This is a genomic window from Saccharicrinis aurantiacus (assembly GCF_001660705.2).
In the GTDB taxonomy this organism is placed as follows: Bacteria; Bacteroidota; Bacteroidia; order Bacteroidales; family Marinilabiliaceae; genus Saccharicrinis; species Saccharicrinis aurantiacus.
On sequence record NZ_LYBV02000007.1, the window covers coordinates 236,463 to 251,726 of the forward strand.

Here is a 15,264-nt window from a genome sequence, read left to right on the forward strand (position 1 = left end):
CTCATAATATTCCCAATTACCCTCAAATGTTACATTCCATAAAGCTTATGTAACAAATAGTAAAGTGGTGTTACAAATTTGAAAGCTTATGTAACCCCTGTAAATATTGGTTAGCGCTGCCTGGTATAAATTTGTGGTATGAGTTTTTGTTAAGAGATGTGAAACAAAAAACTTCATTGTAAAATAAATGAAAGACATTAAAACCATCATAAATTTTGTGAATATGGGAATAGCATTCAGTACAAAAAGTAGTATAAACTTATTTCTAATTCTTATTATAATAGGGATTAGTTCATGTGTAAATAACAACACTTCGTTGTCTTTTGAAGAAAGAGCAGATCTATTAATTGAAGAGATGACTCTTGAAGAAAAAGTTTCTCAACTATCTTATACTTCGGCAGCAATTCCTCGTTTAAATATACCTGAATATAATTGGTGGAATGAGTGCCTACATGGTGTTGGTAGAGCAGGTGTATCTACTGTTTTTCCGCAAGCTATTGGAATGGCTGCCATGTTCGACGATAGTACCATGTTTAAGGTTGCTGATGTGGTTTCAGATGAAGCCCGTGCCAAATACCATCATTTTCAGCGACAAAACAAACGTGGTATATATCAAGGTTTAAGTTTTTGGACTCCTAATATTAATATTTTTCGCGATCCAAGATGGGGGCGTGGCATGGAGACCTATGGTGAAGATCCTTATTTAACAGGTAAATTAGGGGTTGCTTACATCAATGGTTTGCAAGGGAACGATCCTAACTATTATAAGTTGATTGCCACCGCCAAGCACTTTGCTGTGCACAGTGGACCCGAGGCAACGCGACATAGCTTTAATGCAACACCATCGTCATACGATTTTAAAGAAACTTACAGCCCTCAGTTTAAAATGGCAATTGACGAGGCAAAAGTATATTCTGTAATGTGTGCCTATAATAGATACGAAGGCATGCCATGCTGTGGAAATACAGAGTTGAGTGGCTTGTTACGTAACGATTGGGGATTTGATGGTTACATTGTTTCTGACTGTTGGGCTGTTCGCGATTTTTATGATAAAGATGCACACGAGATTGTGAATACCAAAGCTGAGGCTGCTGCCATTTCTTTAAAGGCCGGTACCGATTTAAACTGTGGCGATTCATACCCAGCACTGGTTGAGGCTGTTAAGCAAGGTTATGTAACAGAAGCACAAATTGATATTTCGCTAAAGCGTATTTTGCTTGCTCGTTTTAAGTTAGGCATGTTTGATGAGGAAGAAAAGGTAGTTTATTCAAAAATATCTACAGGTGTAATTGACTCAGAAAAGCATCAGCAGATGGCCTTAGATGTAGCACAAAAGTCAATTGTGTTGCTAAAAAATGAAGCACAAACCTTACCATTTTCGAAGGAGATTAAAAGCGTTGCCGTAATTGGTCCAAATGCCAACGAAGTAGATGTTTTATTGGGGAATTATCATGGCTATGCTTCCAGTCCCGTTACCCCATATAAAGGAATTAAAGCTAAGTTACCAACCGCCACTGTTAAGTATGCCCCGGGTTGTCAATTAGCAGAGGGGTTACCAGTACTAACCCCAATGTCATCTGATGTTTTATTTACGAATAAGGATAAAAAGTCGAATGGACTAATCGGTTCATATTACAATAATAAAACCTTTAGCGGTAATGCTGAGGTAACAAAAATAGAAACCAATATAGATTTTAATTGGTGGGATAAAGCGCCTTATACAGCCTTAAGTGCAGATACTTTTAGTGTGCGATTTGAAGGCGTAATTATTCCTGAGTTTACAGGTAAGTATGCCATCGGAGTTGAAGGGTTTCCGACCATTAGTTTAACCATTGATGAGGAAGAATTGATTTCTTACAATAGTGAGCATCATCCGCAAAAGCGATATGAATATATTCAGCTTGAAAAAGGGAAGAGTTATGCCATAAAGGTTGACTATGTGCAAGATAAAACAGAATCGGCCATTGCACGTTTGTTATGGGAAAAGCCTAGTACAACTTTAAAAGAGGAGGCTATTGAATTGGCTTGTCAGTCGGATGTTGTTGTGCTGTGTATGGGCCTAAGTCCTTTGCTCGAAGGAGAGGAAATGCCCGTTAAGGTAGATGGTTTTGTACAGGGCGATAGAACTGATATTAGTTTACCAAAGAATCAGACAGAGCTTATAAAAGAAATTCAGAAAATTGGGAAACCGACAGTACTTGTTTTAATGAATGGCAGTGCATTAGCGTTTAACTGGGAAGCCGATAATGTATCTGCTATTCTTGAAGCATGGTATCCAGGTCAGGCCGGAGGAACGGCATTGGCTAATATCATATTTGGAGATTATAATCCATCCGGACGATTACCGGTTACATTTTATAAATCAGTTACAGATCTACCAGCTTTCGATGATTACAATATGGAAGGTCGTACTTATCGTTACTTCAATGGCGAAGCTTTATATCCTTTTGGTTATGGCTTGAGTTATACCTCTTTTAAATATTCAAACTTAAAAGTGCCAACCCAGGTAGAACCTTGTAATTCTATTCCAATTAGTGTGGATGTAACAAACACAGGCAAGTATAATGGCGAGGAAGTTATACAGTTGTACGTTAGTCACCCTAATTTCTCAGGAAAAAAGGCTATCCGAAGTTTAAAAGGATTTAAGCGTATTGCTCTAAAAAAAGGAGAAACCAAAAATGTCAAGTTCAGCCTTCAGCCAAAGGATATTGCCATTTTAAACGATGATAACGAATATTACATCGATTCTGGAGCAATTCAGATTTCAGTAGGAGGCCAGCAAGCCAACCAAAAGGCCTTAAAACAGCAAAATGTATTGCAGCAAAAAGTGGCTATTGCTCTCGCAGAGGGAGAGTTGTATCCAATAAATAAAAAGTAAAAAGCACCTTATAATCACATTATTATTAAATCCAAAATCATGAAAATTTTAGAATCTAGTGCGTAACTAAATGTGCAATGAAGTGCTGAAGATTATGAGTTAACACTCATGTAAACAATTAATTTAAACTACAAATCACTATTGTTGAGCCATTTTTATCTCAATCATCATCACATAAAGAGTGCGGCTTAAAAGTGAATTTCAAACTAAAATTAATCAAATGAAAAAAAAGATTAAGTTTTTGAAAAAAGGCATTATTCTCTCTTTTTTTATCTGCATGCAGATGTCCCTTTTCGCACAAAATATGCGAATTACAGGTACAGTTGTTGATAAAACGGGAGAACCTGTGCCAGGTGTGAATGTTTCTATTAAAGGAACAACCACAGGTACTATTACAACTATTGATGGGGTATATAATATTGAAGCGCCATCCACAAGTCAATTGCTATTTAGTTTTGTTGGTTTCCTTTCGCAAACCATCGATATCAATAGTCAAACAACCATTAATGTTACTTTACGCGAAGACCTTAAAGATTTAGATGAGGTTGTGGTTGTGGGGTACGGTTCAACCAAAGCACGCGATTTAACGGGTGCCGTTAGCTCAATTAAGGCTGATGAATTAGGAGAGCAACCAGCGGTTTCTATCGATCAGGCCTTGCAGGGTAAAGTGTCGGGTGTAACCATTTCACAAAATTCTGGAGCACCGGGTGGAGGTATCTCTGTTCGTGTACGTGGTATTACTTCTTTAACAGGGAGTAATGAGCCATTATATGTTGTGGATGGTGTGCCAATAGACGGTAATTCAGGTAACGATAGTTTTAATTTTTCTTCAATGGGAGGAGAAAGTGGACAAACTAAAGTGAGTGCCTTATCTACCATAAACCCTTCGGATATTGCTTCAATCGAAGTACTAAAGGATGCATCGGCAACAGCCATTTATGGTTCACGTGCGTCAAACGGAGTAATATTAATTACAACCAAAAGTGGTAAAGATGGAAAATCTACAATTAGTTACGATGGATATTATGGTATCCAAGAAGTTACTAAAACCATCGATGTAATGGACCTTCCGCAGTACGCACAATATTTAAACGAAATTGCGGTACAAGAAGGCGGAGAGCCAAAAGCCTCTTTTCTACGACCAGAGTTATTAGGCCCTGGAACCAACTGGCAAAACGAAGTGTTTAGAGTGGCTCCTATTACCAACCACCAATTGTCTATTGCCGGAGGAAACGGAAAAACAAAGGTGTATTCATCCTTGAATTATTTTAATCAGGATGGGATATTGATAAATACTAATTACGAGCGTTTTGCAATGCGTTTAAATATTGACCACCAAGTAAACGATTGGTTTAAATTTGGAAACAGTTTAACGGCTAGTATGAGTGATGAGTTAATTGCTTATAACGATTCGGAAGACGGTGTTATTATGGCTGCCTTACGTCAATCACCAGAAGTACCGGTTAAATATTCTGATGGAAGCTGGGGTGGACCTAGTGCCGAGGATGGAGTAGGATCGGGAAGTGGTTACAATCCTGTAGCTTGGTCTAAAATTCGTTCGTCACAATTACAAAGACACAAGGTTTTAGGAAATATATTTTCGGATATCAGCTTTACTAAAAATCTGAAATTAAGAACTGAGTTGGGCTACGATTTCAATTTTAATAAAATGTCATCGTACAATCCAGTATATAAATTGGGCGATCAGGTAAACGATTTAGGAACTTCGTTTAAAACCAATACCAATAGTTTTTATTGGATATTTAAAAACTTCTTAACCTACAGCAACCAGTTTGGTAAAAATAACTTAACAGTTATGGGAGGTCATGAGGCACAGCATTCTACTTGGGAGCAATTGCAAGGTAGTCGGGGTGGTTTTATTCAAAACGACTTAACAGAGTTGGCTTTGGGTGATTCAGAGACTGCCGGAGCCTCAAGCTTAAGAAACCAATGGGCAATGCAATCGTTTTTTGCCAGAGCCAATTATGGTTTCAATAATCGTTACCTACTAACTGCAACGTTTAGGGCTGATGCTTCATCGAACTTCGGACCGAATAACAAGTGGGGGTATTTTCCATCATTCTCTGGAGGATGGGTAATGAGTGAAGAAAACTTTATGCAAGGCCTGCAAGGTACGCTCGATTGGGTTAAAATACGCGCCGGTTATGGCGAGGTAGGAAACCAAAATATTGGTGCCTATGCTTACGGGCAGTCATTAAATACTATCACATCGGCATATGGACCTGCATTTATTCCCGGAAATATTGCCAATCCTGATGTAAAATGGGAAACCACAACATCATCGAATATTGGTATTGAGTTGGGCTTTTTCAACAACCGTATTAATATGGATGCTGATTTCTATATTAAAAAATCGAAGGATTTCTTATACCAGTTACCAATGGCTTATTATTATGGTCGCGAGGCATTTTCTGCACCGTATGTAAACCTTGGCGAGATGCAAAATACAGGTATCGATTTCTCTTTAAATACGGTTAATATCGATAACCCTGGTGGTTTTAAATGGACATCGGCAATTGTATTGTCAACTTATAAAAATGAGTTAACAAAGTTAGCCGATGAAAATGCCACAATAACTCAGGTTATTCAATTTAACCAAACAGTTACACAAACATCAGTAGGTAATCCTGTAGGTCAATTCTACGGTTATGTAACCGATGGTTTATTCCAAAGCGAAGAGGAGATTCAGAATTCTCCTTACCAAGGTGATATGGATGAACGAAACGGTGTTTGGATGGGAGATATTAAGTTTAAAGATATTAACGATGATGGTGAAATTAATGACGACGACCGCACTATAATTGGTAGTCCACATCCTGATTTTACTTTCAGTTTCAGTAATAACCTATCGTATAAAAACTGGGATTTTGCGCTTTCTTTTTACGGTTCTTATGGTAACGACATCATAAACTGGACTCGAAAAATTACCGAAGGTATGACGGATCAGTTTGGGAACCAATCAGTAAATGTAGCTGATAGATACACACCGAGTAATACCGACACGGATATGCCACGTTATATTGCTGGTGACCCAAATGCTAATGCTAGGGTATCTGACCGATACGTTGAGGATGGATCATTTCTTCGTATTCAAAACATGACTTTAGGTTACTCATTACCAAAGTCTCTATTAAAACGCACTGGCTTTATCTCTAACTTAAGAGCTTATGCTACAGTTCAAAACCTGTATACATTTACTAAATACACAGGTTACGATCCTGATATTGGCGGACAAAGTAATAACGCATTATTAGCAGGTATAGATAACGGACGTTACCCAGTGCCACGTACCTATATGATAGGATTAAAACTTGATTTTTAATCATTGGATAACTTTTAAAAAATCTTAGAAATGAATAAAAATAAGATATTTGGAATACTGATGCTGTTGTTTATTACTACAGCTTGCTCAGATAGTTTTCTTGAGATTGCACCAGAAGATAGGTTAACTACTGATAATTACTACAACGATGATACGCAAATGCTAACCGGAGGGGCTAGTCTTTACAATAGACCATGGTTCCTGTTTAACGAAAAGTTCGTTCTCTGTTTAGATGTGTATGCCGGAAATGCTTCGGGCGATTACGTTGATATTGCACAGTTTAATAAGTTTGCTGTTTTCGCGGCAAACCAGTTTACAACAGAGGGTTATCAATCATTATTTTCGGTAATAGCCTATTCAAATAGTTTGCTCGATATTGTTGAGAACAAAGCAGGCCCGGCAGTTACTACTGAAGTAAAAGAGTGGTCGAGAGGCGAGGGTTTATTTATGCGTTCGTTGGCTTATTTCTACTTGGTTCGAACCTTTGGCGCTGTGCCTATTTTAGAGGATATCAATCAATACGGTACCGATGTTGTGGTACGTAAAAATAATGTTGAGGATATCTATACCTTAATTAAACGCGATTTAGCAGAGGCGGCACAGTTACTACCTATTAAGTGGTCCGATGCCAACCTTGGTAGAGCCACAAAAGGTGCAACACATGGCTTGTTAGCCGAGGTTTATTTAACACTAGGCGAATACGATAAAGCAAAGGAGCACGCTGATTTAGTAATTAACAGCGGATTATATTCTTTAATGCCTGAGTATTCTGATAATTTTCAGCCTAAAAATGGAGTAACTCCAGATAATAATAACGAATCGGTTTTTGAGTTACAGTGGGTTTCTCCTCCACAAGGTCAGCATTGGTATTATACCAACACGCACCAAGCTTATTTAGCAGCAGCTAGTAAGTTAACAGGTGTTGGCGATGGTTGGGCAACCTTTATTCCTTGCTTAGATTTCATTAGAGCCTACGAGGAAGGTGATTTAAGACGTCAGCCAACTATTATGGAAAAAGGAAATTTTTATCCTGAGTTGGTAACCAAAGAAGGTGGATTTTTAGTAGAAAATGCACTTACAAATAACTACGCAGGTTACCGTAAATATGTGGTTGGTTCTCCTGAGGAGTGGCCATCGGTTAACTTTATGAATACCGATGTAAATACGCACATTATGCGTTATGCCGAGGTGCTTTTAATAAGAGCAGAAGCCATATTAGGAACAGCTACTTCTACCACTGATGCCATTGCCTTGGGCGATATTAATAAGGTTAGAGCCAGAGCGGGTTTACCTGCATTAACCGAAATTACTTTAGATGATATTTTGCAAGAGCGCAGAATGGAGTTGGCCATTGAAAGTGGCGACCGTTGGTTCGATTTGGCTCGTATTGACAGGGCTAAGGCCATTGAAATTTTATCAAATACAGATAGAGCTTATCTAGCAGATAGAAATGACCCAGAGAGTGGGAGTGCCGATGGTGGCCGTTTTGTAGTGCCTAAAGAAAGCGACTTTTTATTACCGCTTCCTCAGGTTGAAACGGATATAAATCCACTGTTGTTAGATGAGGCAGTACCATACGATTTTAACAAATAAACTTCAGAGCAATGATAAGATATATGAATAAATATTTAATTGTAGCCCTTGTTACTTCAATGTTCTTGGCTACTTCATGTACCAAAGAAGAGGTTTACAATCCAGAGATATCGGTGGTTAATTCTACCAATAAGGATGTATCAACAGCTTCGCAAGGTTATCCCGGTGATTTAATAGTTGCCGAAGGTATTGAGTTAGATAAAATGGATAGCGTTCTTTTTGTAACGGATGCCGATTCAATTAACGTAGTTTTTAATCCAGCACTCAATTCATCAATAGCCATAATGTTTGAAGTGCCCTATGATGAAACCAAGGGTAGTAAGCTAGGTATGCAGAAAATCTATTTCATCAATAAAAATGGAAAAGAAGTGATGCAAGACTTTGAGATATTACAACCCGATCCTGAAATCTCAGGTTTTTTACCAGAGCGACCAAAAGCTGGTGGTAGTACTGTTATTGTAGGGAAATGGTTTATGGGTCTTGAGAGCGTTACTTTTGCTGGTGAGCCTGCCGATTACGAGTATATTTCTTCAACACAAATATTGTTACGTGTACCCCAAGGAGCAGAACCTGCTGATGTTGTGGTAACTACTAATATTGGCTCATCAACTAAAAATTTAGATGTTGATTTGGGTTACAATGTGTATCGTTACAATGATTTTGATGGCGGTGGAATGTATGCTACTAACGATTGGCGAAACAATGGTGATATTACCGATGCTGTTGTATTTAGCGATGTAGATGGTTTTGATGGTAATTATGCCGAGTTTACTTGGAGTGGTTCTACATCTAACGGATGGGGTAATGCAGAACCTACCTCAGGGATGAATCCTGGTATAACAGAAACAAATCAGGAGAAAGTGAAATTTGTTTTCGAAGTATACTGCTCCAGTCCTGCTGGAAGCACAATGCAAATTCAGATTGATGATGGAACCACCGTTTGGGCCCATAATTATGATTTTACTGCTGAAGAAGTGGGTAAATGGATTACGGTAGAAATGCTTAGTTACGACTTTGGTGCAGGTTATGATCCAGGTAATGTTACTCATAGTATGGACTGTCCTAATATTAATTATGTGAAAGTTGCCATTAACCAATGGGGACCAGTTCCTACAATAGTTCGCGTTGATAACATGCGTTTTTACGAATACTATTAATTCAATACCCCTCTTGCAGTAACGATTGCGAGGGGGTTCAACTATAATCTACGTACTTACAACCTTATGATCCTGAAAAACATTGTGATAATGTAAGTGCGTAGATTATATTTTTCATCAAACAAGAATCTCAAAAGTTATAATTATGGCTCTATTCAAAAATATAATCGGCTTAATATTTTTGCTTCTCATGCAAGTGTCATGCAGTAGTGACGACAATGCAACACCTAGTTTGTCAGCTCCTCTGGCATTAAACCCCAGTGATATTACCCAAAACTCCTTTGTAGCCAACTGGGCCGGAGTAAAAGATGCACAATCGTATGTGCTTGATGTTTCAAGCGATATTGATTTTACAAGTTTTGTTGAAGGTTATCAGGCCTTAAGCGTTAACGGTATTTACACTGTTGTGGATAACTTGAGTCCTAGCACCAGTTATTATTACCGCGTACGTGCAGTAAACGGAACTGCTGAATCGAGCAATTCAATGGTGATTTCACTTACTACTGAGATTCCTGATGGCTCGGTATTAAAAGAGCTTACTCAAGATTTTTTCATAGGTACAATTGTTCAGTCAAACCGAATGACGGGTATGCATCACGAAGTGATTAATCGCGAATTTAGCAGTATTACTGCCGAGTACGAAATGAAAATGAACATCATGTATCCTAGCGAAGGAGTATACGATTGGACTGCTTCGGATGCAATTGTTAATTATGCTGTTGAGAATAAATTAAACATACATGGCCATGCCCTGGTTTGGCACAATGCAACACCCAATTGGGTTGAGAATTTTTCGGGAACGGATGCCGAATTTGAAACCATGCTCGAAGAGTATGTGAAAACGGTTGTAACAAGATATAAAGGAAAAATAACATCGTGGGATGTGGTAAACGAAGCTTTTAACGATGGTTCGGGTACTTACCGAAATTCAGTTTTTTATCAACGCATGGGAGCTTCTTTTATTTCTAAATGTTTTCAGTGGGCACGCGAGGCCGATCCTGATGTATTGTTGTTTTACAACGATTACAATATGTGCAGCGATCAAACCAAACGCGATGCGGTTTTTTCTATGGTTGATGATTTAATTAGCAACTCTGTAGCTATTGATGGAGTAGGTTATCAAATGCACATCGCCTACAATTGGCCAGCTAAAAAAGATATTCAGGATGCCACACAAGATATTCTCGACAGAAATTTAAAAGTACATTATGCCGAGCTTGATATACGTGCCAATCCTAATAACGACCAAAGTACACTTACAGATGCGCGTTCTTTAGAGTTGAAAACGAAATATAAAGAGATTGCTGAGCTTTATACCGCATTACCAACTGTAAACAAGTATGCCTTAACTATTTGGGGTTTAAAAGACAATGAATCGTGGCTCTTAGATTTTCATGGGCATATAGATTGGCCATTGTTATACAACAATAATTTTGAAGAGAAAGACGCCTATTACGGTGTACTTGAAGGATTAGTGAAATGATGGTAAGTCTTATATCCATTCTTTTTGTAATAAGTATCGGTTTTCACTTCAGACTTCAGACTAACAACTAACGAACTATTCTAATGAATACAACGCAAAAAATATCTGTAATAGAAAAAATAGGTTATAGCCTTGGCGACTTGGCAGCTAACCTAATTTTTCAAACACTAATGACCTTTCTGGCATTCTTTTATACCGATGTGTATAGAATTCCGCCAGCATCAGCATCAGCTATTATTTTTGCTGGCGGAATGATTGGGGCTTTCTTCAATCCTGTAATGGGCGCTATTGCCGATAGAACCAATACCCGTTGGGGTAAGTTTCGGCCATGGATTTTATGGACAGCAGTTCCCTTTGGCGTATTTGCCTTATTAGCTTTTAGTACGCCTAATTTTAGTCCTTCGGGTAAAATAGCCTATGCATTAATCACCTACATTTTATTGGTGTTAATATATTCGGCCAGTAACCTACCTTACTCAGCCTTAAGTGGAGTTATAACCGGCAGTATGAGCGAGCGAAATAGCATTTCATCGTACCGATTTGTAGCTGTTATGATCGCTCAATTTACCATACAAGCCTTACTATTACCTTTGGTTCTTATATTTGGCGATGGAGATAAAGCCCTCGGTTTTGAGAAGGTAATGGGTGTGTTTGCTGTGGTTGGAGTAGTGTTTTTAATCATCACTTTTCTTACCACAAAAGAAAGGGTAGTTGCCACGGAAGAACAGAAATCATCGCTCAAAGAAGATCTCAAGGATTTGAGTAAGAATAAACCATGGTTGGTGATGTTATTTGTTACCATTCTTATTTTTATTACCCTATCCTTAAAGGGAGGAATGTATGTGTATTACTTCGATAACTATTTAGATACAGCCTCACTAAATACATTTTTAAATGATATTGGTTTCAATGGCATGATTGCCGGATTAAAGACGAGTATGCCCGGTTTCGATTGGCCCGATGATGCAGTTACATCTGCCTTCAGTTTGTTTAATGCAGGCGGTATTATTTTTATGATTGTAGGCATAGGTTTCTCTAAACCATTGGCCGATAAATATGGTAAGCGCGATGTTTTTATTGTGGGATTAATATTGGCTACTCTTTGCGTGTTCGCCTTTTGGTTTTTTCCGCCCAAAGCCATCGCCATAACCTTTATCAGTCAAATATTACACGGCTTTTTCTATGGGATAACCATTCCATTATTGTGGGCAATGATTGCTGATGTTGCCGACTTTTCGGAATGGAAAAACAATCGTAGAGCCACTGCTATTATATTCTCAGCCATGATTTTTGGATTAAAAGCAGGTTTGAGTATTGGCGGTGCCTTAGTAGCCGGAATTTTAGCCGCCTTTGGTTATCAAGAAGGCTTGGCAGTACAAGTGGATAGTGCCATTTCAGGAATACAGTTATCCGTTAGCCTTTTTCCAACCATCACCTTTGCCTTAGCTATTGCTTGTTTGTTTTTTTATGAGATTGACAAAGCCAAAGAAGTTGAGATAGAAAAAGATTTGGCAGCCCGTCGGAATGAGTAAACTATTCAATAATATCTATAAACAGAAAATACAATGAATACTATAAAATATATATCACTAGCCTTAATTGCCGCATGCAGTTTTACTGCGTGTGCCCAAAATACAGGTAATACCAAAAATGTTAGAGAATTATCTTTAGCAAAAGCATATGAAAGTAAATTTTTAATAGGAACGGCACTCAACTCCGAGCAAATTGAAGGTTCTGACACTAGCGCTTTAAAAGTGGTTAAAACTCAATTTAATTCTATAGTTGCTGAGAACTGCATGAAACCAGAAGTAGTGCAGCCAAACCAAGGCAAATTCGATTTCGCTTTGGCGGATAAGCTTGTTCAGCTAGCTGCCGATAACAATGCTTTTATGGTGGGACATACCTTAGTGTGGCACTCCCAAACTTCTGATTGGATGTTTCACGATGCAGATGGGAAACTAACTACCAGAGATACACTAATTCAACGCATGAAAACGCATATTCAAACCGTAGTTTCGCGTTATAAAGGCAAGGTAAAAGGATGGGATGTGGTTAACGAAGCAGTGCTTGATGAGGGCGGTTTAAGAAAGAGTTTGTGGCATCAAATTGTAGGTCCTGACTTTATTGAATTAGCTTTCCAGTTTGCACACGAAGCCGATCCCAATGCCGAGTTATATTATAATGATTACAATATGTACTTACCTGCAAAACGAGCAGAGGTAGTAAAGTTAGTGAAGCGTTTGCAAGAAAAGGGCATTAGAATTGATGCCGTAGGAATGCAAGCTCACTATGGTTTGGGTGCCGATTATTTTGAGGAAATAGAAAACAGTATCAACACATTTGCAAGCCTTGGTATTAAGGTAATGGTTACTGAATTAGATGTTTCTGTATTGCCTTTCCCTAGCGAAGAGTTAACAGCAGAAGTAAGCACATCGTATGCCAATAAACCTGAGTACAACCCGTATACCAATGGTTTGCCCGATGATCTGGAAACTGAACTAGGCGATTATTACGCCAAGTTATTTAAGATTTATAACAGACATTCAGACCACATTTCTAGAATCACTTTTTGGGGAGTGAACGATGCGCAAACTTGGCGTAACTATTGGCCAATAAACGGACGAACAGATTATCCTTTATTATTCAACAGAGAAAACGAGCCAAAGCCTGCTTATGCTGCAGTAATGCGTTTGGCTTATTAAGTAAGAGAAATTCATACAAAAAATACAATAATGAAAGAAGCCAAATATTTAGTATCAGACTTATTTACAGCCGATCCATCAGCTCATGTTTTCAATAACAAGTTATTTATTTACCCCTCTCACGATTTTGAATCGGGCGTAGCCGAAAATGATAATGGAGATCATTTTAATATGCGCGATTATCATGCCTACTCAATGGATACCATTGATGGAGAAATTACCGATCATGGTGTGATATTGGATGTGGATCATGTAGATTGGGCTAGTCGCCAGATGTGGGATTCTGATGTGGCGCATAAAAACGGCAAGTATTACCTTTATTTTTCGGCCAAAGACCACAATGATATTTTTAAAATAGGAGTAGCGGTAAGCGAAACACCTGAAGGGCCTTTTATTCCACAAGAATACCCAATGAAAGGTAGTTATAGTATAGATCCTTGTGTTTTTGAAGAGGGTAATGAGCGTTATATTCTATTTGGGGGTATTTGGGGCGGACAATTACAGCGTTATCGCGATAACAAGGCCATTGAAGTTGGTGCTGAACCAAAGGATGCGGAGGCTAGTTTGTGCCCAAAAGTGGCCAAGCTTAGTGATGATATGCTTGAATTTGCAGAAGCACCTAAGGATTTATTGATCCTCGATGAAAATGGGAATCCGCTTACAGCAGGAGATCATGATCGACGTTTCTTTGAGGCCTCGTGGTTACACACCTATAAGGGCAAGTATTACTTTTCATACTCAACAGGTAATACACACAAATTGTGTTACGCAACAAGCGATAGCTTATATGGACCATATTGTTACCAAGGCATTATTTTAACACCTGTGGTTGGTTGGACTACCCACCATTCCATTTGCGAATTTCAAGGTAAATGGTATTTGTTTCACCACGATTGTGTGCCATCGAATGGAAAAACATGGCTTAGAAGCATGAAGGTAGTTGAGTTAGAATATGATGAAGCAGGAAAAATAATTACAATAGAGGGAACTTGATCTGAAGATTAGTTATCTGATTTTGAGGCGTTTTATGGCGAAATGATTTATCCAGTATTTTTTATGTAAATCCTTTAGTTGGTAAAATTACGATAAAAAAACCTCACATTTTCTTAAAAAAGACAATGCGAGGTTTTTAGTTTGTAATTCAATAAGAATAGTAGTTCATAATTTGTAGGGCCTTATTAGATCTTCTGCCAACTTCAGCCTCAAAACTAACGAGCTATTAAAACAAATTAGTTGCTTTTTACCAGTTCGTAGGTATGTATCCAATCCACATACATTGTATTTATTGAATCATTTGATAAATCTTTTTTATCAGCAATTCCACCAGTCCAAGAATCTTTACTCGTCCATAAATCCCAAATGATATTCTGTTCGCGCGTAAAGGTCTGTTTCGATTCTACTTTACCAGCCTTCTCGCCATTAATGTAAAACTGAACATGGTGTTCGTCTATCCACCAACAACCAAGTACTTGATATTCTTCATTCCACTTGCGTCCTTTGGCAGGATTGTTATCCGATAAGTTGCGATTATCAAAATTACCATGATGCCTTTCCGTTTCGTCATCCTTAACAATAAAATATTGCGAATACATGGTGTATGGTCGGTCCACCTGATTGGTAAATGAAGGCTTAGAGTTATGCTCACAAATGTCAATTTCATCTCTATTTGCGCTATTTCCATTATTAAGCCAGTAAGTAGAAAAGGCCGATAGGTGAGAGGTTCTCATTCTACATTCTGTATACATCGGAAACTTAACTTTCATTTTCGACATCACTCTTGAGGTTTCAAACCAACGCCCATCTTCTTTTTTCGCTTCTTTTTTATCCAAAGATGCTTTAATCCAAAGCTTACCATCACTTACACCCGAATTTTTAGCCATCATTTTAACGGGTACTCCATAGTTCCACAATGACTTTGTCCATTTGGTATTGTCCCATTCATCAAACTCATCACATAATTGAGGAATTTCTTTCCATTCCATGCCTTCCGGAGCCTTAGGCTGAGCCTTAATTTCCATTGTACTGATCAATCCGAATATTACCAATAGTAGTAATAACGAATATTCTTTTCTTTGAAGTAGTAAAATCATAATCATATTGTTTAACCA

The 15,264-nt window shown here is 38.2% G+C and carries 9 protein-coding genes; 8 read left to right on the forward strand and 1 reads right to left on the reverse strand.

Features of this window, described 5'->3' with window-relative positions:
• Positions 1 to 187 precede the first annotated feature (187 nt).
• The 8 genes from A8B35_RS03475 (at position 188) to A8B35_RS03510 (ending at position 14,149) form a co-directional block, all read left to right on the forward strand.
• On the forward strand, positions 188 to 2,878 hold the full coding sequence (locus tag A8B35_RS03475; protein WP_139314796.1) for a glycoside hydrolase family 3 C-terminal domain-containing protein: 2,691 nt from the start codon (positions 188 to 190) through the stop codon (positions 2,876 to 2,878).
• Positions 2,879 to 3,098: 220 nt separating this feature from the next.
• Complete coding sequence (locus A8B35_RS03480) at positions 3,099 to 6,221, forward strand: SusC/RagA family TonB-linked outer membrane protein (protein WP_075602013.1); 3,123 nt, start codon at positions 3,099 to 3,101, stop codon at positions 6,219 to 6,221.
• A gap of 30 nt (positions 6,222 to 6,251) precedes the next feature.
• The gene (locus tag A8B35_RS03485) at positions 6,252 to 7,814 is read left to right on the forward strand and encodes a RagB/SusD family nutrient uptake outer membrane protein (protein WP_083634295.1); all 1,563 of its coding nucleotides are present in this window, start codon (positions 6,252 to 6,254) and stop codon (positions 7,812 to 7,814) included.
• 23 nt (positions 7,815 to 7,837) lie between these two features.
• Complete coding sequence (locus tag A8B35_RS03490) at positions 7,838 to 8,971, forward strand: hypothetical protein (RefSeq protein ID WP_075602015.1); 1,134 nt, start codon at positions 7,838 to 7,840, stop codon at positions 8,969 to 8,971.
• A 145-nt stretch (positions 8,972 to 9,116) separates the two neighbouring features.
• Positions 9,117 to 10,454 carry an endo-1,4-beta-xylanase gene (locus A8B35_RS03495; RefSeq protein WP_075602016.1) on the forward strand — a complete coding sequence of 446 codons (1,338 nt, stop codon included), beginning with the start codon at positions 9,117 to 9,119 and terminating at the stop codon, positions 10,452 to 10,454.
• Positions 10,455 to 10,537: 83 nt separating this feature from the next.
• A complete protein-coding gene (locus A8B35_RS03500) occupies positions 10,538 to 11,986 on the forward strand; it encodes an MFS transporter (RefSeq protein WP_075602017.1) in 1,449 nt (482 codons plus the stop codon).
• 33 nt (positions 11,987 to 12,019) lie between these two features.
• Positions 12,020 to 13,156: an endo-1,4-beta-xylanase gene (locus tag A8B35_RS03505; protein WP_075602018.1), complete on the forward strand. Its 1,137-nt coding sequence runs from the start codon at positions 12,020 to 12,022 to the stop codon at positions 13,154 to 13,156.
• A 30-nt stretch (positions 13,157 to 13,186) separates the two neighbouring features.
• Complete coding sequence (locus A8B35_RS03510) at positions 13,187 to 14,149, forward strand: glycoside hydrolase family 43 protein (protein WP_075602019.1); 963 nt, start codon at positions 13,187 to 13,189, stop codon at positions 14,147 to 14,149.
• A 236-nt stretch (positions 14,150 to 14,385) separates the two neighbouring features.
• Here A8B35_RS03510 and A8B35_RS03515 read toward each other — a convergent pair whose 3' ends face one another.
• Positions 14,386 to 15,246 (reverse strand): LamG domain-containing protein, encoded by an 861-nt coding sequence (locus A8B35_RS03515; protein ID WP_075602020.1) that lies wholly within the window; start codon positions 15,244 to 15,246, stop codon positions 14,386 to 14,388.
• Positions 15,247 to 15,264: the final 18 nt, after the last annotated feature.